Genomic DNA, 17,235 nt, shown 5'->3' with positions numbered 1-17,235 from the left:
ATATCACTATAAGATGAATCTGGTTCAACGCCTAGAGATTGTGAAGGAATGATTATGTCGTCGGCTCTGGATACCCCTCGTGATATTCGTGCATCTTTCCCCGGACTCGAAACCGTCACGGCGATGTTTGCCGACAGCAACGGCATCATGCGGGGCAAGATCCTGCCGGCAGCGGGGCTTGAAAAGCTCTATGCCGAGGGGGTGTATCTGCCCGCCAGTGTCTTCGGCACTGATGCCACGGGCGAATCGGTTGCCTCAACCGGTCTCGTCTGGGAGACAGGGGACAAGGATTTCCCCTGGCATGTCATCCCCGGCACCTTCCATGCCCTGCCCGGAACGGACGGGCGCGAAGCCGGGGTGATGATCCAGATGATGACCGATGATGGCGCGCCGCATCCTCTTGATCCGCGCAGTATTCTTGATCGTGCCCTCGGGATGCTGGCTGATCAGGGGATATATCCGGTGATTGCCCCTGAACTTGAGTTTTATCTCATTGATCCGGCCACCGATGAAACCGGCATGGGCAGGCCGGCAATCGTCCCTGCCCAGGGGCAGGGGCAACCCACCAACCAGATTTACGGCATCGATGCCTATGATGAATTCAAGCCGGTTATCGAAGCCATCAAGGCGGCCTGCCAGGATATTGCCGTTGGCGCCGATACGGCGATCGCCGAATATGGACGCGGCCAGTTTGAAATCAACCTCACCCATCGTGATGATGCGCTGAGGGCCTGCGATGAGGCGGTTCTGCTGCGCAGGCTTGCCCGGCTGGTGGCGCGCCAGCACGGGCTTGATGTGACATTCATGGGCAAGCCTTTTGCCGATGACACAGGTTCGGGCTTTCACCTGCATGCCAGTCTCTGGGATGCCGAGGGCGGCAATCTTTTGCGTGAAGATGACGGCAAGAGTGCCGACAGCAGCCCAAATCTTCGCCATGCGGCGGGGGGCATGGGGCATTTTCTGGGTGACAGCATGGCGGTGTTCTCTCCCAATGCCAATGCCTGGCGACGTATTCAGCCGGGCCATTACGCGCCGATTGACCGAAGCTGGGGCGAAAACAACCGCACCGTAAGTTTCCGCATCCCGCCCGGAAGCCCGCAATCAAGGCGGCTCGAACATCGCTGCGGCAGCGCCGATGTGAACCCCTACCTTGCCACGACGCTTATCCTCGGCGCGATGGCCGAAGGCATGGCGGCCAGGATCACGCCGCCGCCGATCACCACGGGCAATGCCTATGCGACGCCGGACCGCGACGGCCTGCCAGCAACATGGGCCGAAGCCAATGCCTGCTTCCGCGAGAGCGCCTTCATCGGCCGCTGGCTCGGGGAGGAATATCGTCATGTTTACGCGGAGACCAAGGAATATGAACGCCTGACGTTCAACAGCACGGTCACGCCACTCGAATGGGCCTGGTACCGATAATGGCCCAATCTCCATCTTCGATCTATGCGGATACCATTGACCTCGGGCAACCTTATCCGCCACCAGAAGGGGACCAGCAGGTGGATGTCGCCGTGGTGGGGGGCGGTTTCACCGGCGTATCCACGGCGCTCAATCTCCGCGAGAGAGGCTACCGCGTCCATCTCTATGAAGCCGAACGGATAGGCTATGGAGCTTCCGGCCGGAATGGCGGCCAGCTCTGTCAGGGCTGGACCACGGATTTTGCCAAGATCGCCAGGCGTATCCCGCCGCAGCAACGGCGCATGGCCTGGGAGGTGGGGATGCTGGGCAGGGAGATCGTGATCGATCGCTGCCGGCGTCATAACATCGATGCTGATCTTAAATTCGGGTATCTGCATGCGGCCCTGCACCGCCGCCAGCTCGACGAGCTCAACGCCATGCAGAAGGAATGGGAAGACGAAGGCTATGAAGGGCTGACCTTTCTTGCGGACAAGGAGGCGCTTGCCCCCCATATCGCCAGTGATGCCTATATTGGCGGTCTTCATGATGCGCATTCTGGGCATCTTCAGCCGCTCAAATATCTCCATGGGCTGGCGCGGGCGGCGGTTGAGGCCGGGGTCATCATTCACGAAGGCTGCCGCATCACGCGCATCACCCCGGGGCAAGGCGGCAAGCCGGCCAGACTTGAGCATGACGGCGGGGTGATCAGCGCCGACAGGCTGGTGCTGGCGGGCAACGCCTATCTCGGCAAGACGGCGCCGCGCCTCATGGATCAGCGAATCGCGCCGGTGACATCGGCGATCATTGCAACGGCGCCGCTCAGCCCTAATCTTGCCCATACGCTTCTGCCGGGCCAGATTGCCGTGGCGGATTGCAATACGGCGCTCAACTATTTCCGTATCGATGCCGATGGCCGCATGCTCTTTGGCGGCAGGGCTTCGTATCTTGCCCAGGAAAGTGGCGCGATCCGGGCCGATCTGTCCCGGCGCATGACCTCGGTCTTTCCGGCGCTTTCCGGGGTGGAGATCGACAGCGCCTGGTCCGGCCGGATCGGGATTACGGTGGATCGCATTCCCCATTTCGGCAAGATCGGCGAGACCACCTGGTTTGTGCAGGGGTTTTCCGGTCATGGCGTTGCGTTTACCGGGGTGGCGGCGTTGATTCTCGCCGAAGCCATCGATGGCGATACGGGCAGATTCGATACATTTGCCGCAATCCGGCATTTGCCCTTTCCCGGCGGGATTTTCAGAACACCGGCGCTGGCGCTCGGCATGGCCTGGTTCAAGCTGAGAGACAAGCTCAGGATTTAGCCTGCAAGCCCGAGCAGACGTTCAAGTTTCCGGCGGGCAATCTGCTCGTCTTCCCCCCAGGCAATCGTGCCGCCAAGACGGCCTTTTTCATCATAGAGAAACACCGTTGCCGTGTGATCCATGGTGTAGTCGCCGCCATCGAGCGTGACTTTTTCGGCGTAGATCCCGAAGGCTTTCAGCATCGCGTTGATCTCATCGGGCGGGCCGGTCAACCCGATGGCGCCGGGATTGATGGCGTCGATATATTCTTTCAGCACCGGGGCGGAGTCACGTGCCGGATCGACGGTCACAAACACCACCTGAAGCGGGGCGGCGGCGGGGCCGATGGCGCTGATCTGCTGGCTCAGGCTGTAGAGTGTGGCAGGGCAGACTTCGGGGCAATGGGTAAAGCCGAAAAACAGCGCCGTTGGACGGCCGATGAAATCGGTGTTGCGCCGGGTTCCGCCGGAGGTGGCGGCAAGATCGAAACTGACGGTATCAAGCCCGGGGAAGGTCGAGGTGACCGTGCGGCGCGCCACCTGATCCGAAAGAAACCCGATGAGCAGGGCCGCTACAAGAAAGGCCCCGATCCCGGCGCTGATGCTGATGGTGGTTCTGGTCCGCTTGGAAAGTGGCATGCTCTGGCTCCGTCTGCCCGCATTTCATACACGTCTGATCCTGCCGGTATCAAGCGGGGATTTGTCGCGGGCTTTCAAGGTAATCCTGATCTTGCCTCGGGAGGTGAAGGTGCTAGTCTTGAGGCATGAGCAAAACAGCTTTCATTTTCGGGCTTGGGTTTTCGGGCAAGGTGCTGGCGCGGCATCTCCTGAGGCTCGGCTATGCGGTGCGGGGAACCCGGCGTTCCATCGATGAAGAGATGCCCGGCGTCAGCCTTTTCCCTTTCGCCGATGATGCGCCGCTGGCCGATGCGGCGGCGGCGTTCGAGGGCGTCACCCATGTGATTTCCACCATTGCGGTGATCGGCGGCAGTGACCCGGTCTTGCGCCATCATGGTGATGCGATCCGCAAACTCGGATGCTGGGCGGGGTATGTCTCGGCCACCAGCGTCTATAGCGAAGCCGATGGCGGCTGGGTCACCGAGGACAGCCCCGCGGATCCGGTGACCAAACGTGGCCAGTTTCGGCGCGAGGCGGAAATCGCCTGGCAGGATCAGCTCAAGGCCGAGGTCTTCCGCGCTGCCGGTATTTACGGCCCCGGCCGCTCACCTTTCCGCGATCTGCTCGAAGGCAGGGGGCGTATCATCCTCAAGCCCGGGCATCAGTTCAACCGGATCCATGTCGAGGATATGGGGCGGGTCATCGCTGCCGCGATGGAGAAGCCCGAGGCCGGGCGTATACTCAATCTTGCCGATGGATCACCTTGCGAGGCCGGTGACGTCATCCGGTATGCGGCGGATCTTCTGGCGGTGCCGGCGCCGGTGCCGGTGCCTTTTGCCGAGGCTGAACTCAGCCCCATGGCGCGGAGTTTCTACGCAACATCCCGCCGGGTCGACAGCAGCAAGATCGGCCGGGAGCTCGGGGTTGAGCTTCTCTACCCTGACTATCGCCATGGCATGCGTGCCGTGCTCGCCGAAGAACGCAAAGAAGGCCTTCTGCCCCATCAGGATGAATTCGAGGGAGGATTTTGACCATGCTGCTTGATCCCATGCGCCGCGCCAGCCAGGCTGACCACAGCCCATGCGTCGGCCATTGCACCTATGATGCGGGTGGGCACTGCCTGTCGTGCCGACGCCACGAAGAGGAAGTGGGGATCTGGCGTGACGCCTCACCGGATGACCGGCTCAGGATCTGGTCGAGGCTGCCCGGGGAAATCGATGCGGCGGGACGTGATATGATGCGACTTCCCCTTGACAGCGAGGATATCGCCGCGCTTGCCCTTGAGATGCTTGCCGATGGCGGTGCCTGGGTGATGGGGGTTGCGGGTTTCTGGCTTGCCGCCGATACGCCTTCCGGCGCAGCTCAGGCCGTCAGCCGCTGCGGTTCAACCCGGATCAGCCTTGATCTTTCGGGCAAGATCCGGGCGCTTGCCTGGGCCCGGGGTGATCGAAAACTCGCCGATGGCGTGGGCGGCCTGCCGATTGTGCTGGTGACGCCAAGGGGCAGGGTGGACCTGCCCTCTTGTCATGAGGAAACGGGGCTTGAGGATGGGCGCGTTGATCTCGGGCTTGGTCTTGCCTCGGCCCGGGTGCTGAAGAACAGGGACAAGCTGGAAGTTGAAACCGGCTTTGCCCATGGCATAACATCATTGAAACCTGATGGGGCCTTTGGCTGGTCGGCGGTACCCGAAGGCCTCAGGCTGAATGAAAGCTATGCCCTTGGCGCGATACTGCTCCCCCGGGGCGAGGCGCCGCTCACCTAGGCGGAATCAGGGGGGCGGCTTTTGGGGCGGCTTTGGGGTTCAGGGTCAGATCTTGCCTTCGGTGATCATTTGCCGGAGTTCAAATTTCTGCAACTTGCCGGTGGCGGTTTTCGGGATAGTGCCGAAGATGATCTGCTTGGGGCGCTTGAACCCGGCCAGATGCTCACGGGTGAAGGCGATCAGCTCTTCCTCGGTGATGGTCGCGCCGTCCTTGAGCTCGACAAAGGCGCAAGGGACTTCGCCCCATTTCTCATCCGGTTTGGCCACCACGGCGGCAATGGCGACGGCGGGATGCCGGTGCAGCACGCCCTCGATTTCCACCGAAGAGATATTCTCCCCGCCTGAGATGATGATGTCCTTGAGCCGGTCCTTGATTTCAATATAGCCATCGGGATGCATGACGGCGAGGTCGCCGGAATGAAAATAGCCGCCGGCAAACGCCTCCTCCGTGGCATCGGGGTTTTTCAGATACCCTTTCATCACCGTATTGCTCCTGAGCCCGATCTCACCGATGGTCTTGCCATCCCGGGGGACAGGCCTGCCGCTTTCCGGATCAACCACTACGGCATCTTCGGTCAGCGTCATGGCGACGCCCTGCCTTGCCTTGATGGTGGCGCGTTCGCCGAAGGATACCTCATCCCAGTCCTCGTTCCAGACGCACATCACCGTATGGCCATAGGTTTCAGTCAGCCCGTAGACCTGGGTGACGTTAAAGCCGAGGGCCTCAATGGATTCCAGAATTGCGGCAGGGGGCGGGGCGCCCGCGGTCATGACCTCAACCGTGTGATTGAAGGGCAGGCGGTCTTCTTCGGCGGCATTGACGATCATGCCGAGCACGATCGGCGCGCCGCCGAAATGGCTGACCCCATGGTCGGCGATGGCGTCATAGATCGCTCTTGCGGTGATGGCCCTGGTGCAGACGATCGTTCCGGCAAGCGCGGTGACCGCCCAGACATGGCCCCAGCCGTTGCAGTGAAACAGCGGCACGATATAGAGATAACGCAGATGCTGGCGCATGCCCCAGTCGGCGATCGTCCCCATGGTCATCAGGTGCGAGCCGCGGTGATGATAGACAACGCCCTTGGGCCTGCCGCTGGTGCCGGACGTGTAGTTCAGCGCCATTGCATCCCACTCATCCCGGGGCAGGCGCCATTCATAGTCGGCGCTACCGCCTGCAAGGAGATCTTCATAGGTCATCTTGCCCTGGCACCGGCTTTCGCCGTCATTTTCACTGTCGTCAATGTCGATGACGGTGATGCCGTGATCGGGGCCGAGAATTTCAAGCGCCTTTGATGCGGTATCGGCAAAGGCGATGTCGACAAGAAGGCACCTGGCTTCGCCATGATCAAGGATATAGGCAATGGTTTCCGGATCAAGGCGAACATTGATGGTGTTGAGCACCGCTCCCGTCGCCGCGATGCCGTAATGGCATTCCACCATCTCAGGTGTATTCAGCGCCATCACCGCGACCGTATCGCCATGGCCGATGCCAAGGGTTTCAAGGCCCGAGGCAAGCCGCCGGCAACGTTCAAAGACTTCGGCCCAGGTATAGCGGCGGCGGCCATGGATCACTGCGGTCCGGTTCGGGAAGAGGCCAGCTGTCCGGCGGATGAAGGTCAGGGGCGAGAGAGGAACAAAATTCGCATCAACTTTGGCAAAGGCATCGTATTTGTCGGTCATCTCATATCCTCCCTTGTCGTTTATTCTCTTTGGTATCCTAATTTCTCAACATGGTTCCGGTTTCAAGCATGGCAACAATGCGCGCTTCGGTTTCAACGGTCCGGGCAAGGTTGATAAACGCTTCACGTTCGCGGGCGAAGAGATCGTCCTCGCTTGCCGGAAGGCTGCCGCTGCCATCATGGGCGACAATGCTCCCCACCGCCATCGCCACGGTCTTGTCATGGGGGAAGAACAGCCCGTCCCTGATCCCCTTGTCCATGAAAGTGGCCATTTCTTCAAGGAGGCCATCACCGGGAAGCTCGAATTGAGGCGGGGCTGGCGGGGCATATCCACCGGAACGCATCGCCCTGATTTCAGCAATAGCCGTCGTCATCAGCTTGTCCCGGTTCATGACGCTCTTATCCCGATCATTGAGAAAATACATCATCGATGCGCTGAGCTCCGGGCTGGTGCCGGTCCGGGCATAGCCGATCTGCATCCAGGTGTTCCAGGCGGCCTTGCGCCAGTCGCCCGTCGCTGCATGCCAGCGGCTGAGGGTTTCCTTGACGCCACCACCGCCGGGCACAACGCCAACCGCCGCCTCAACCAGCCCCATGACGATATTGCCATGGGCGATCACTTTGTCGGCATGAGCCACGACTTCATACCCGCCGCCGAGAGTAAGCCCGGATGGTGCGGCGACAACCGGCACCGGCGCGTAACGCAGGGCCTTGACGGCATCCTGAAAGCGGATCAGAAACCGGTCTATCCCTGTCCAGTCCTTTGCCCGTATCAGCGCCAGCACGCCGTTGAGGTCAACGCCGGCGGAAAAATGCTGGGCATCGTTGTGAATGATGATCCCCTTGCCATGGTCGCGCGCCGCCGCGGCGACGATTTCCATGGACGCATCGGTCAGGGCATTGGCCTTGGAGTGGAATTCCACCAGCCGGAGATCACCTTCAAGGGCAAAAAGGCTGGCTGCCGCGTTGCTCGCCATCGGCTCAAGGCATTGCCTCATCATATGAAAGCGGATGGTGCCTTCCGGCAGGTTGACCGGCCCGAGGACGCCAGGTCTGGCAGGATCATCGAAACGCCGCACCTGAAGCGTCTTGCCGCTGGCATTGTAAAAACTCTCACCATGATTGAGCACGGCCGGAATTTCGCCCCCGGTTTCCGTGATCATCTCCTTGAGCGTTTCCGCGCCGATGGCATCGATCATCTCAAACGGACCGCGGACCCAGTTAAAGCCGAGTTTCATGGCATCATCGATATCCTGGGGCGAGGTGGTCACATCAGGGATGAGGCTGGCGGCATAGCCCAGCACCCGGGCCAGCACGCGCCGGCAGAAACGTGTCTCTGCCGTATCATCGTCATCGGTTGAGGTGATCAGATCATCAAGGGGCTCACCATGTTCGGCAAGAGTTCTCGCCGCGCGTTCCGCCTTGGCGGGCAGGCCGGGAATACGGGGGCGAAGCTCACCAGTCAGGATATCGACGGCCATCTCGGCGCCATCTTCATCAAGGCGGTAGAAGCCGCCCTTGCCTTTGTCGCCGGTATATCCATTGCCGATCATCCGGCTGACAAGCCCGCCAAGCGGGTTGTTGCCACCAGACGCATGAAAGGCATCACCATCTGGCAGGATCACCCCGAGGGTCTTGACCACATCGGCCATCAGATCAATGCCGATCAGGTCATAAAGCCCGAAAATGCCTGTTTTCGGAATCCCCATCGGGCGGCCCATGAGGGCATCGGCCACTTCGATGGCAAGCCCCTGGCGATGCGCTTCGTCCATCCCCACCTGAAGCGCGTAGACGCCAACGCGGTTGCCGAGAAAACCGGGCGTATCGCGGCAGGCGACCACACCCTTGCCGAGAATGCGATCGTTGTAATCGGCAAGCCTGGCCATGATGACGGGATCGGTATCCGCACCTTCAACAAGTTCGAGAAGCCGCATATACCGCACCGGGTTGAAGTAATGGGTGATGGCAAAACGGCGGCGGAAGGATTGCGGCATGTCTTCGACAAGAAGCCGGATCGGGATGGTCGAGGTGTTGGACGTCACCACGCAGTCATCGCGGATCACGGCATCCAATCTGGTATAGAGATCTTTCTTGATATCGAGACGTTCGACCACCGCTTCGATGATCCAGTCGCAGGTGGCGAGTTTGTCAAAATCATCGCGGATATTGCCGATGCTGATTTTCTCTGCCCGCGATTTATGCATCAGCGCCGGCGGATCAGATCTGAGAAGCCGTTCCACGGCGGCGCGGGCGGCACCGTTCGGATCATCGTCGCGCGGCAGATCAAGGAGCAGCACGTCATGGCCGGCATTGGCGATCTGGCCGGCGATGCCGCTGCCCATCGTGCCGGCACCGATAACAGCTATTCGGGAAAAGGGAACATCATCTGCCATGGAAATCACCGAAATTTTAATCCTGTCTAGTCGAGAAAAAATGGACGCAAGGCGGCATTGGTTTCAACCGATTTTTCGCTCTGCAGAAAATGACCGGCATCGGGGATGACCGTAACCCGGCACTCGGGCAGGGCCTCGCCAAGTTCAAGGCCGAATTTCTTCGGCACCATCCGGTCACGTTCGGCGAGTATCAAGAGAACCGGGCAGTTGATCGCCGCCGCCGCTTCCTTGCCCGCGGTGTAGGTATTGCAGGCCAGAAGATCCGTGAGCAAAACCCCGGGCCTGTTCTGGCCCATGACCTGATTGCCGAAAAGAAGATGGCTCTGCCCCGGGACGGTGTGATCATGCCGGTGGCCTTCGGTTGCGTGACTCCAGGAGACCATGAAGCGGAACGCCTTGTGTTCGGCATCGCGGGCCATGTCGAGGAGGGGCTCGGCAACCGGAATGGCGTGGGCGCTGCCGATAAGGGCCAGTTTGAGGGTGCGGCCGGGATGCCGCCGCGCCACTTCAAGGGCAATCAGCCCGCCCTGGGAATGACCGATGATGATGGCTTTCCCGACGCCGACGGCATCGAGAAGAGCCGTGCACCAGTCAGCCATTTCCTCAATGCTCGCAAGCGCTTCGCCGCCGGAAAGGTTGTGCCCGGGCAGGTCCGGTGCCAGCACGGACCAGCCGCGATTGGCAAAAAACCGGGCCTGAAGCAACCAGGAGAGATGACTCTGGCCACTGCCATGGATGAAAAGCAGCACGCGGCCGGCAGGGTCAAAGGGACGCCCGCCGGTGGAAACGAAAATATCGGCGCCATCTACTTCAACACGCATCAGCTTGTTCCCTTGACCCGGCTTGCGGCCTTGAGGCCCTTATTCATGTCGGCGATGATATCGTCGATATCTTCAAGGCCGACGGAAATCCGGACCAGATCATCGGTCAGGCCCGCGGCACGCATGGCGTTTTCATCCAGATGCGAATGGGTGGTGCTGCCCGGATGGATCACCAGCGTCTTGGCATCGCCGACATTGGCCAGATGTGATGCCAGTTCGACATTCTCGATGAAAGCCCTGCCGCCGTCACGCCCGCCCTTGACGCCGATGGCGATGATCGATCCTGCCCCTTTCGGCATCAGGCGCGCGGCCACTTCGTGATCCGGGTGATCGGCAAGAAGCGGATGCTTGACCCAGGACACCTGCTCATGCGAGGTGAGAAAATCAAGCAGTCGGGACGTGTTTTCCATATGGCGCTGCATCCGGAGCGGCAGGGTTTCTATACCCTGAAGAAGATGAAAGGCATTCATCGGCGCAAGACAGGGGCCGATATTGTACATCCCTTCGGTCCGCACCCGGGTGGAAAAGGCAAGCGGCCCGAACTCTTCCCAGAGATTGACATTCTGGAAAGCGAAATGAGGTTTGGTCAGGGTCGGGAATTTGTCGTTCTGGCCCCAGTCGAAATTGCCGCCATCGATGATACCGCCGCCGAGGGCGATGCCATGCCCGCCCATCCATTTCGTCAGGGAATGGATGACGATATTGGCGCCATGCTCGATCGGCTTGATCAGCCACGGGGTGTTGAACGTGCCGTCGATCACCAGCGGGATGCCGGCCTTGCCGGTGATTTCCGCCACTGCCGGAATGTCCATCACGTCCATCCCCGGATTGCCGATGACCTCGCCAAAGACCATCTTGGTATTGGGTTTTATCGCATCCCGGATGGCGGCGGGGTCGTTCGGCGCAACAAAACTTGCCGTGATCCCGTACCGGCCGAGCGTATGCTGAAAGAGGTTGATATTCGCGCCATACATCTGCGATGAGGCAACAATGTGATCACCTTGCGATGTCAACGCCAGCACGGTGAGGAAGAGCGCCGCCATGCCCGATGAGACCGCCACCGCCGCCACGCCGCCATCCAGCGCCGCCAGGCGTTGTTCCAGCACCGCCACGGTGGGGTTGGTCAGGCGTGAGTAGATATGGCCGCCAACTTCCATATTGAAGAGGGCCGAGGCCTGTTCGGTACTCTCAAAAAGATAGGATGTCGTCTGGTGGATGGGCACGGCCCTTGAACCATGACGGTCATCCGGAGACTGCCCGGCATGGAGGCTTAGGGTGTCGAATTTATAGTCTGTCATGAGGTTCGGTTGATCCTTCTGCCTGTCTCAGGTCTCTTTGCGAAAGGGTAAACTGGTGGGCCGGGCGTTGCGTGCGCCATCATCGCCCATGACCACAAGCCCGCCTTCGGCTTCGGCGGCCTCAACGGTAATGAGCGCGGTTGCAATATTCCATTCCAGCCGCGGCGAATAGGCGGCGGCCGACGCAAAGCCGACATCAACGCCATCACGGGTAATGCGCCAGGGATGGCTGTTGGTGGATGTGAGCGGTGCCCCGTCCATGATGACGCCGCAGAAGCGTCGTTTCGGCCCTTCGGCCGTGATCTTGCGCAGCGCCTCTTTGCCGATGAAATCGACCTCCTGTTCAAGGTCGATGAATTTGCCGAGCCCCATCTCAAACGGGTTGGAATGATCATCGGTATCGGCGCCAACCGAAATCAGCCCGCTTTCGACGCGTTCGATATAGTTCGGCGCGCCGGGCCCGATGCCGAAAGGCTGGCCGGCTTCGGCCACCTTCGCCCAGAGCGCATCTCCCTTGCTGCCATCAAGAAGATAGAATTCAAACCCGCCCTGCTTGCTCCAGCCGGAGCGGGCGACAAGCAAAGGGATGCCGTCAAGCACGGTGTCCCTGAAGCCGAAATACCTGATCTCACGGACCCAGTCCCCAAGCATACTTGCAACCAGATCTTCGGCTTTCGGTCCCTGAATGGCCAGGGGCGACGCATCGGGTTCGGTCACCCGGACATCGAGACCGAGGCCGATGGCCACGCCTTCGGCCCAGTATTTCATATCGGTATCGGCGATCGAAAGCCAGACTTCGTCCTCGTCGATCTTGAGCAGGACCGGATCATTGATCAGCGTGCCGATGGAATTGCATATCGGCACATATTTCCCCATCCCCCATTTCAATGTATCGAGATTGCGCGGCGTCAGCAGTCTTGCAAGGGTGACGGCATCAGGCCCCTTGAGCGAGACCTGACGTTCGGCGGCAACATCCCACATCGAGACGCCATGGATCAGCCGGTCGTATTCCGCCGCAAGATCACCATAGGTTACCGGCATATACATGTGGTTGTAGGTGGTGAAATGCGTCACCCCCGCCTTGACGGTGCTGTTGAAGAAAGGGGATTTGCGAATTCGCGGCCCAAGAGCAATGCCAAAACTCATCTGTTATTATCCTGTCCAGAAGAAGGTTGAATTATCCGGCGCAACAAAACCGGTTCAAGCTGAAGGGTTCACCAGCACCCGTCCCCGCACCTTGCCGTTTAGAATTGACCGGCCAAGGTCCATCATGTCTTCAAGTCTGGCTTCGGTCACCATCGCGGAAAGCTTGTCTTTGGGTATCCAGGAGGCGGCGTTCTTCCAGCCCTTGACGCGGTTATCATAGGGCTGGGCAACGCTGTCAATCCCCAGGAGGTTTACGCCACGAAGAATGAAAGGCAGGACATTGGTGTTGATCTCAATCCCGCTGGCATTGCCGATGGCCGCAACCGACGCGCCATAGGCCATCTGGCCCAGCACCCGCGAAAGAGTGACGCCGCCAACATTGTCGATGCATCCGGCCCAGGTGGCGCTTTCCATCGGTTTCGTTGTCGGCTCGGAAAGATCTTCACGGGGCACGATCCGGCTGGCGCCAAGACCGGTCAGGTAGTCGGCGGTTTCGGGGCGGCCGGTGACCGCCGCAACGCTGTAGCCGCGTGCCGCCAGCATGGCGACGGCAAGCGAGCCGACACCGCCGGCAGCGCCGGTGACCAGCACCTCACCCTTTTCAGGGGAAAGCCCGTGGTCTTCGATCGCCATGAGCGCAAGGACGGCGGAAAATCCGGCCGTGCCGATGGACATGGCTTCACGTGTTGTCAGGCCATCGGGCAGGGGCACGCACCAGTCTGCCTTGACGCGGGCACGTTCGGCGTAGCCGCCCCACCAGATCTCCCCGAAGCGCCAGCCGGTGACAAGCACGCTGTCGCCTTCCCTGTAGCGTTCATCGCCGGAGGAAAGCACGGTGCCGGCAACATCAACCCCGGGCACATGCGGGTAATCACGGACCAGGCGGCCGCCGCCGGTCATGCAGAGCCCGTCCTTGAAATTCAGATTGGAATATTCAACGGCGATCAGCACCTCGCCTTCGGCGGGCAGGTCTGCCTCCGTGATCATCTGAACGGATCCATCTACCTTGCCATCCTCATCCCGGGTAACCACAAGCGCGCGAAAGGTCATCTTCTTCTCCTGACATGTCGTTGCGATGCCCATACTACACATGCACCATGCGGGAGTTAAAGCCCAAATTAATGCGGCATGAACATTCTTGCGCCGAGGATGAGGCCGATCAGCATCAACATAGAGCCGATGCCGAGCTCGATTTTCTGCTGGTGGCGCTCAAGGCGTGCCAGCAGGGGCGGAAAGGCAATGATCACGGCGATGAGCAGATACCAGCCCGTATCGATCAGCCAGGCAAGGGCCGTCATGCCCGCCCGGGTCGCCATGCTCTGACCCTGATCGAGGAACTGGCTGAATATCGCCAGAAAGAAAGCCGCAATCTTGGGGTTGAGAAAAACGATCATGAACCCGTCGATGCCATGGGTCTTCAGCGGCAGAGATTTTCGGGCGCCGCCGTCTTGGCTTTCCATCCCGGCGGTTGCGGCAAGGCCTGCGCGTATCATCTGGCCCGCGATCCAGAGAAGAAAGATGGCTCCGGCGGCCTGCAGCACGGTGAAGAGCATGGGCGCGATGAGCAGGGCCGCGCCGAGACCGGCGGCCACACTCCCGGCATAGAGCAGAATCCCGGCGCCATGGGCGAGGCCGAACACCATGCCGGCAATCCTGCCATCACGCAACACGCTGCGGATCAGCAGGGCGAGGCTAGGGCCAGGGCTGGCGGCGCCGGCAAGACAGGTCAGGGCAAGCAATCCCCAATCGGCAACATTCATCTCCACCTCCGCTCGGACAAGCCAGCATGGCGCAAACCCGCTTCGCCGTCCATATCAAGCATCATATGCGATATGGTGACCTCTCTTGTTGACACGCATTCCCGTTCCCGTCAGCCTTGGAGGGCATGAGAATCGGATGAGGCCAGGGGGAGAGGATCAATGTTTGACGGGTTCAGATCGGAACGCATAGAGGTGAGTGATGGTGAGATGTTCTGCCGGATCAAGGGTGATGGCCCGCCGTTGCTGTTGATCCATGGCCATCCCCAGACCCATGTGATGTGGCACCGGACCGCGCCGGCGCTGGCGGAGCAATATACCGTCATTGCCGCCGATATCCGCGGTTGCGGCGACAGCATGGTGCCGCCGAGCGATGCCACGCATTACCCCTATTCAAAACGCCAGATGGCCATCGACATGGTGGAGATGATGGAGGCGCTCGGCTTTCCAAGATTTCTGCTCGCAGGGCATGACCGTGGCGGCCGGGTGGCGCATCGGCTGGTCCGTGATCATCGCGGCCGGGTGCCGGCATTCTCGGTGCTTGATATCTGCCCGACGCTCGATATGTATGAAGACACCGATCAGGATTTCGCCACGGCGTATTTTCACTGGTTCTTTCTGATCCAGCCCTATGACCTGCCTGAACGCATGATCCTGGCCGATCCAAGGGCATGGATGGATGCCTGCCTGCAGAAATGGTCCGGCGGTTTTGCTTTCGGTGCGGCGGAGGAGGCCTATCTTGCGGCGTTTGCGCCGCCGGAAAAAGTCCACGCAACCTGCGAAGACTACCGCGCTGCCAGCACGATTGATCTGGTTCATGACCGCGAGGATAGAGAAAGGCCGGTGGATATCCCGCTTCATGTGCTGTGGGGGGAGCGTGGCGTCGTCGGCCGCAAGTGGGATCCGGTCGCTGTCTGGCAGCGCTACACCTCGGCAGAAGTTTCGGGCCGGGCGATGCCCACAGGCCATTTCATCCCCGAAGAAGATCCGGACGGGACGGTGGCCGAACTGCTTGAATTTTTCGGCAACCAGCCGCAACCTTGAAAAAAGATCAAAAAACATCTGGCAAGGCGAGATCGGTCATGCCAGTCTTGGGGAAAATATCTGAATAGTCGGGAGGATAATGATGAAAACGCGTGCCGCGGTCGCTTTCGAAGCAGGAAAGCCGCTTGAAATTGTAGAGGTTGATCTCGAAGGTCCGAAAGCCGGAGAAGTGCTGGTGGAAATCAAGGCAACCGGCATTTGCCATACGGATGAATTCACTCTTTCCGGTGCTGACCCGGAAGGGATTTTCCCGGCGATCCTGGGGCATGAGGGCGCCGGGGTCGTGGTCGATGTCGGCCCGGGGGTCACGTCGCTCAGGAAAGGTGACCATGTGATACCGCTCTACACGCCTGAATGCCGGGAATGTGAGTATTGCCTCAACCCGAAAACAAATCTCTGTCAGGCTATCCGCACCACCCAGGGCCAGGGGCTGATGCCTGACGGCACGTCACGCTTTTCGCTCGATGGCAAGCCGATCTACCATTATATGGGCACCTCGACCTTCGCCAATCACACGGTTCTGCCTGAAATCGCGCTGGCCAAGATCAATCCGGACGCGCCCTTTGACAAGGTTTGCTATATCGGCTGCGGGGTCACCACGGGCATCGGGGCGGTGATCAATACCGCCAAGGCCGAACCCGGATGCAACGCTGTTGTCTTCGGGCTTGGCGGCATCGGGCTCAATGTTATTCAGGGGCTTCGTCTTGCCGGGGCAAACATGATTGTCGGGGTTGACCTCAACCCGGAAAAGAAGGGCTGGGGCGAACGGTTCGGCATGACGCATTTCGTCAACCCGGCTGAAATCGACGGCGATCTGGTGGCGCATCTGGTGGAGCTAACCGGCGGCGGGGCGGATTATTCCTTTGAATGTATCGGCAATACCAATGTCATGCGCGCCGCCCTCGAATGCTGCCACAAGGGCTGGGGCGAGTCGATCATCATCGGCGTCGCCGGGGCCGGGCAGGAGATCAGCACACGGCCGTTCCAGCTGGTCACCGGACGGGTCTGGCGCGGGACTGCCTTTGGCGGTGCCAGGGGCCGTACGGATGTGCCGAAGATCGTCGACTGGTACATGGACGGCAAGATCGAGATCGATCCGATGATCACCCATACCATGCCGCTTGAAGAGATCAACACGGCGTTTGACCTGATGCACGAAGGCGAGAGCATCCGTTCCGTGGTCATTTTCTAGGGAGAGGTGATGGAAATCCTTGTTGATACGGCGCTGCATGGCGGCCGGCATGTAGTTGTCCGCCATGCCAGTTCGGCGACCGGATGCGATATGGAATTTGCGCTCTTTATCCCTGCGGGTGAAGGGCCGTTCCCTTGTCTTAACTATCTTTCCGGGCTGACCTGCACCTGGGAGAACGCCGCCACCAAGGCCGGGGCACAGGCCTATGCCGCCCGGGCCGGGATGGTGCTGGTTTTCCCCGACACGTCGCCAAGGGGGAAGGATGTGGCCGATGACGAGGCGTTCTCCCTCGGGCAGGGGGCCGGCTTCTACATGACGGCAACCTCGGCGCCATGGGCACCGCATTACGCCATGGATCAATATGTCACCAACGAGCTGCCTGGGCTGGTCGCGGATCTGGCCCCGGTCGATGTCAACCGGACGGGGATCACCGGGCATTCCATGGGCGGGCATGGCGCCTTGACCCTGGCGATGAAAAACCCGGGGCAGTACCGCTCGGTTTCGGCCTTCGCGCCGATTGCCTCCCTGATGCAGGTGCCCTGGGGGCAGGTCGCGCTCAAGGCCTATCGCGGGGATGATCCTGAAAGCCACGCGCTCTACGATGCCGCGGCGCTGATCGAAAGCCATGGCTGGTCGGGGCCGATGCTGGTTGATCAGGGGGCGGATGATCCGTTCCTTGAAGAGCATCTTCGCCCTGGGCTTCTTGTCGAGGCGGCGGAAAGGGCAGGGGTTGACCTCAGCCTCAGGATGCAGCCGGGATATGACCATTCCTACTGGTTTGTTTCAAGCTTCATCAAGGATCATATCGACTGGCATATGGCGCATCTGCGGTAAGG

General features: G+C 60.3%; 15 protein-coding genes. 7 read left to right on the top strand and 8 right to left on the bottom strand.

Annotation, left to right across the window (positions count from 1 at the left end):
• Positions 1-54 precede the first annotated feature (54 nt).
• Positions 55-1,422: a glutamine synthetase family protein gene (locus AB8880_09985; protein XDZ65249.1), complete on the top strand. Its 1,368-nt coding sequence runs from the start codon at positions 55-57 to the stop codon at positions 1,420-1,422.
• Positions 1,422-2,711, top strand: coding sequence for an NAD(P)/FAD-dependent oxidoreductase (locus tag AB8880_09980; GenBank protein ID XDZ65248.1), 1,290 nt, complete (start codon positions 1,422-1,424; stop codon positions 2,709-2,711). The genes AB8880_09985 and AB8880_09980 overlap by 1 nt, the downstream gene beginning before the upstream one ends.
• On the opposite strand, the gene AB8880_09975 is transcribed toward AB8880_09980, so the two are convergent.
• Positions 2,708-3,328, bottom strand: coding sequence for an SCO family protein (locus tag AB8880_09975; protein ID XDZ65247.1), 621 nt, complete (start codon positions 3,326-3,328; stop codon positions 2,708-2,710). The genes AB8880_09980 and AB8880_09975 overlap by 4 nt on opposite strands.
• Before the next feature lie 125 nt (positions 3,329-3,453).
• On the opposite strand from AB8880_09975, the gene AB8880_09970 reads away from it, so the two are divergent.
• Together AB8880_09970 and AB8880_09965 are read left to right on the top strand one after the other, a co-directional pair.
• On the top strand, positions 3,454-4,338 hold the full coding sequence (locus tag AB8880_09970; protein XDZ65246.1) for an SDR family oxidoreductase: 885 nt from the start codon (positions 3,454-3,456) through the stop codon (positions 4,336-4,338).
• 2 nt (positions 4,339-4,340) lie between these two features.
• Positions 4,341-5,069, top strand: coding sequence for a DUF1289 domain-containing protein (locus AB8880_09965; protein ID XDZ65245.1), 729 nt, complete (start codon positions 4,341-4,343; stop codon positions 5,067-5,069).
• Positions 5,070-5,114: 45 nt separating this feature from the next.
• On the opposite strand, the gene AB8880_09960 is transcribed toward AB8880_09965, so the two are convergent.
• From AB8880_09960 to AB8880_09930, 7 genes are all read right to left on the bottom strand, one after another.
• The gene (locus tag AB8880_09960; protein ID XDZ65244.1) at positions 5,115-6,749 is read right to left on the bottom strand and encodes an AMP-binding protein; all 1,635 of its coding nucleotides are present in this window, start codon (positions 6,747-6,749) and stop codon (positions 5,115-5,117) included.
• A 37-nt stretch (positions 6,750-6,786) separates the two neighbouring features.
• Entirely contained in the window at positions 6,787-9,141 is a 2,355-nt protein-coding gene (locus AB8880_09955) for a 3-hydroxyacyl-CoA dehydrogenase NAD-binding domain-containing protein (protein XDZ65243.1), read from the bottom strand.
• Positions 9,142-9,167: 26 nt separating this feature from the next.
• On the bottom strand, positions 9,168-9,962 hold the full coding sequence (locus tag AB8880_09950; GenBank protein XDZ65242.1) for an alpha/beta fold hydrolase: 795 nt from the start codon (positions 9,960-9,962) through the stop codon (positions 9,168-9,170).
• Positions 9,962-11,260 carry an O-acetylhomoserine aminocarboxypropyltransferase gene (locus tag AB8880_09945; GenBank protein XDZ65241.1) on the bottom strand — a complete coding sequence of 433 codons (1,299 nt, stop codon included), beginning with the start codon at positions 11,258-11,260 and terminating at the stop codon, positions 9,962-9,964. The genes AB8880_09950 and AB8880_09945 overlap by 1 nt, the downstream gene beginning before the upstream one ends.
• A gap of 27 nt (positions 11,261-11,287) precedes the next feature.
• Entirely contained in the window at positions 11,288-12,406 is a 1,119-nt protein-coding gene (locus tag AB8880_09940; GenBank protein XDZ65240.1) for a glycine cleavage T C-terminal barrel domain-containing protein, read from the bottom strand.
• Positions 12,407-12,460: 54 nt separating this feature from the next.
• Positions 12,461-13,456: an acryloyl-CoA reductase gene (locus AB8880_09935; GenBank protein ID XDZ65239.1), complete on the bottom strand. Its 996-nt coding sequence runs from the start codon at positions 13,454-13,456 to the stop codon at positions 12,461-12,463.
• 68 nt (positions 13,457-13,524) lie between these two features.
• Positions 13,525-14,166: a LysE family translocator gene (locus AB8880_09930; GenBank protein ID XDZ65238.1), complete on the bottom strand. Its 642-nt coding sequence runs from the start codon at positions 14,164-14,166 to the stop codon at positions 13,525-13,527.
• Positions 14,167-14,325: 159 nt separating this feature from the next.
• Here AB8880_09930 and AB8880_09925 point away from each other — a divergent pair, with 159 nt between their 5' ends.
• From AB8880_09925 to fghA, 3 genes are all read left to right on the top strand, one after another.
• On the top strand, positions 14,326-15,207 hold the full coding sequence (locus tag AB8880_09925) for an alpha/beta fold hydrolase (GenBank protein ID XDZ65237.1): 882 nt from the start codon (positions 14,326-14,328) through the stop codon (positions 15,205-15,207).
• A gap of 82 nt (positions 15,208-15,289) precedes the next feature.
• On the top strand, positions 15,290-16,399 hold the full coding sequence (locus tag AB8880_09920; GenBank protein XDZ67057.1) for an S-(hydroxymethyl)glutathione dehydrogenase/class III alcohol dehydrogenase: 1,110 nt from the start codon (positions 15,290-15,292) through the stop codon (positions 16,397-16,399).
• A 9-nt stretch (positions 16,400-16,408) separates the two neighbouring features.
• Positions 16,409-17,233 carry an S-formylglutathione hydrolase gene (gene fghA / locus AB8880_09915; protein XDZ65236.1) on the top strand — a complete coding sequence of 275 codons (825 nt, stop codon included), beginning with the start codon at positions 16,409-16,411 and terminating at the stop codon, positions 17,231-17,233.
• Positions 17,234-17,235 lie beyond the last annotated feature (2 nt).

This window comes from Alphaproteobacteria bacterium LSUCC0684 (assembly GCA_041228335.1).
Classification (GTDB): Bacteria; Pseudomonadota; Alphaproteobacteria; order Puniceispirillales; family UBA1172.
The sequence above is the reverse complement of the archived record's forward strand: the minus strand, read 5'-3'. Positions and strand labels throughout refer to the sequence as shown.

What these genes read in the sequence shown, in the direction of transcription:
- AB8880_09940 (XDZ65240.1), bottom strand. Translation starts at nt 12,406, where the DNA reads ATGAGTTTTGGCATTGCTCTTGGGCCGCGAATTCGCAAATCCCCTTTC.
- AB8880_09980 (XDZ65248.1), top strand. Translation starts at nt 1,422, where the DNA reads ATGGCCCAATCTCCATCTTCGATCTATGCGGATACCATTGACCTCGGG.
- AB8880_09975 (XDZ65247.1), bottom strand. Translation starts at nt 3,328, where the DNA reads ATGCCACTTTCCAAGCGGACCAGAACCACCATCAGCATCAGCGCCGGG.
- AB8880_09960 (XDZ65244.1), bottom strand. Translation starts at nt 6,749, where the DNA reads ATGACCGACAAATACGATGCCTTTGCCAAAGTTGATGCGAATTTTGTT.
- AB8880_09930 (XDZ65238.1), bottom strand. Translation starts at nt 14,166, where the DNA reads ATGAATGTTGCCGATTGGGGATTGCTTGCCCTGACCTGTCTTGCCGGC.
- AB8880_09935 (XDZ65239.1), bottom strand. Translation starts at nt 13,456, where the DNA reads ATGACCTTTCGCGCGCTTGTGGTTACCCGGGATGAGGATGGCAAGGTA.
- AB8880_09950 (XDZ65242.1), bottom strand. Translation starts at nt 9,962, where the DNA reads ATGCGTGTTGAAGTAGATGGCGCCGATATTTTCGTTTCCACCGGCGGG.
- AB8880_09970 (XDZ65246.1), top strand. Translation starts at nt 3,454, where the DNA reads ATGAGCAAAACAGCTTTCATTTTCGGGCTTGGGTTTTCGGGCAAGGTG.
- AB8880_09955 (XDZ65243.1), bottom strand. Translation starts at nt 9,141, where the DNA reads ATGGCAGATGATGTTCCCTTTTCCCGAATAGCTGTTATCGGTGCCGGC.
- AB8880_09920 (XDZ67057.1), top strand. Translation starts at nt 15,290, where the DNA reads ATGAAAACGCGTGCCGCGGTCGCTTTCGAAGCAGGAAAGCCGCTTGAA.
- fghA (XDZ65236.1), top strand. Translation starts at nt 16,409, where the DNA reads ATGGAAATCCTTGTTGATACGGCGCTGCATGGCGGCCGGCATGTAGTT.
- AB8880_09985 (XDZ65249.1), top strand. Translation starts at nt 55, where the DNA reads ATGTCGTCGGCTCTGGATACCCCTCGTGATATTCGTGCATCTTTCCCC.
- AB8880_09945 (XDZ65241.1), bottom strand. Translation starts at nt 11,260, where the DNA reads ATGACAGACTATAAATTCGACACCCTAAGCCTCCATGCCGGGCAGTCT.
- AB8880_09965 (XDZ65245.1), top strand. Translation starts at nt 4,341, where the DNA reads ATGCTGCTTGATCCCATGCGCCGCGCCAGCCAGGCTGACCACAGCCCA.
- AB8880_09925 (XDZ65237.1), top strand. Translation starts at nt 14,326, where the DNA reads ATGTTTGACGGGTTCAGATCGGAACGCATAGAGGTGAGTGATGGTGAG.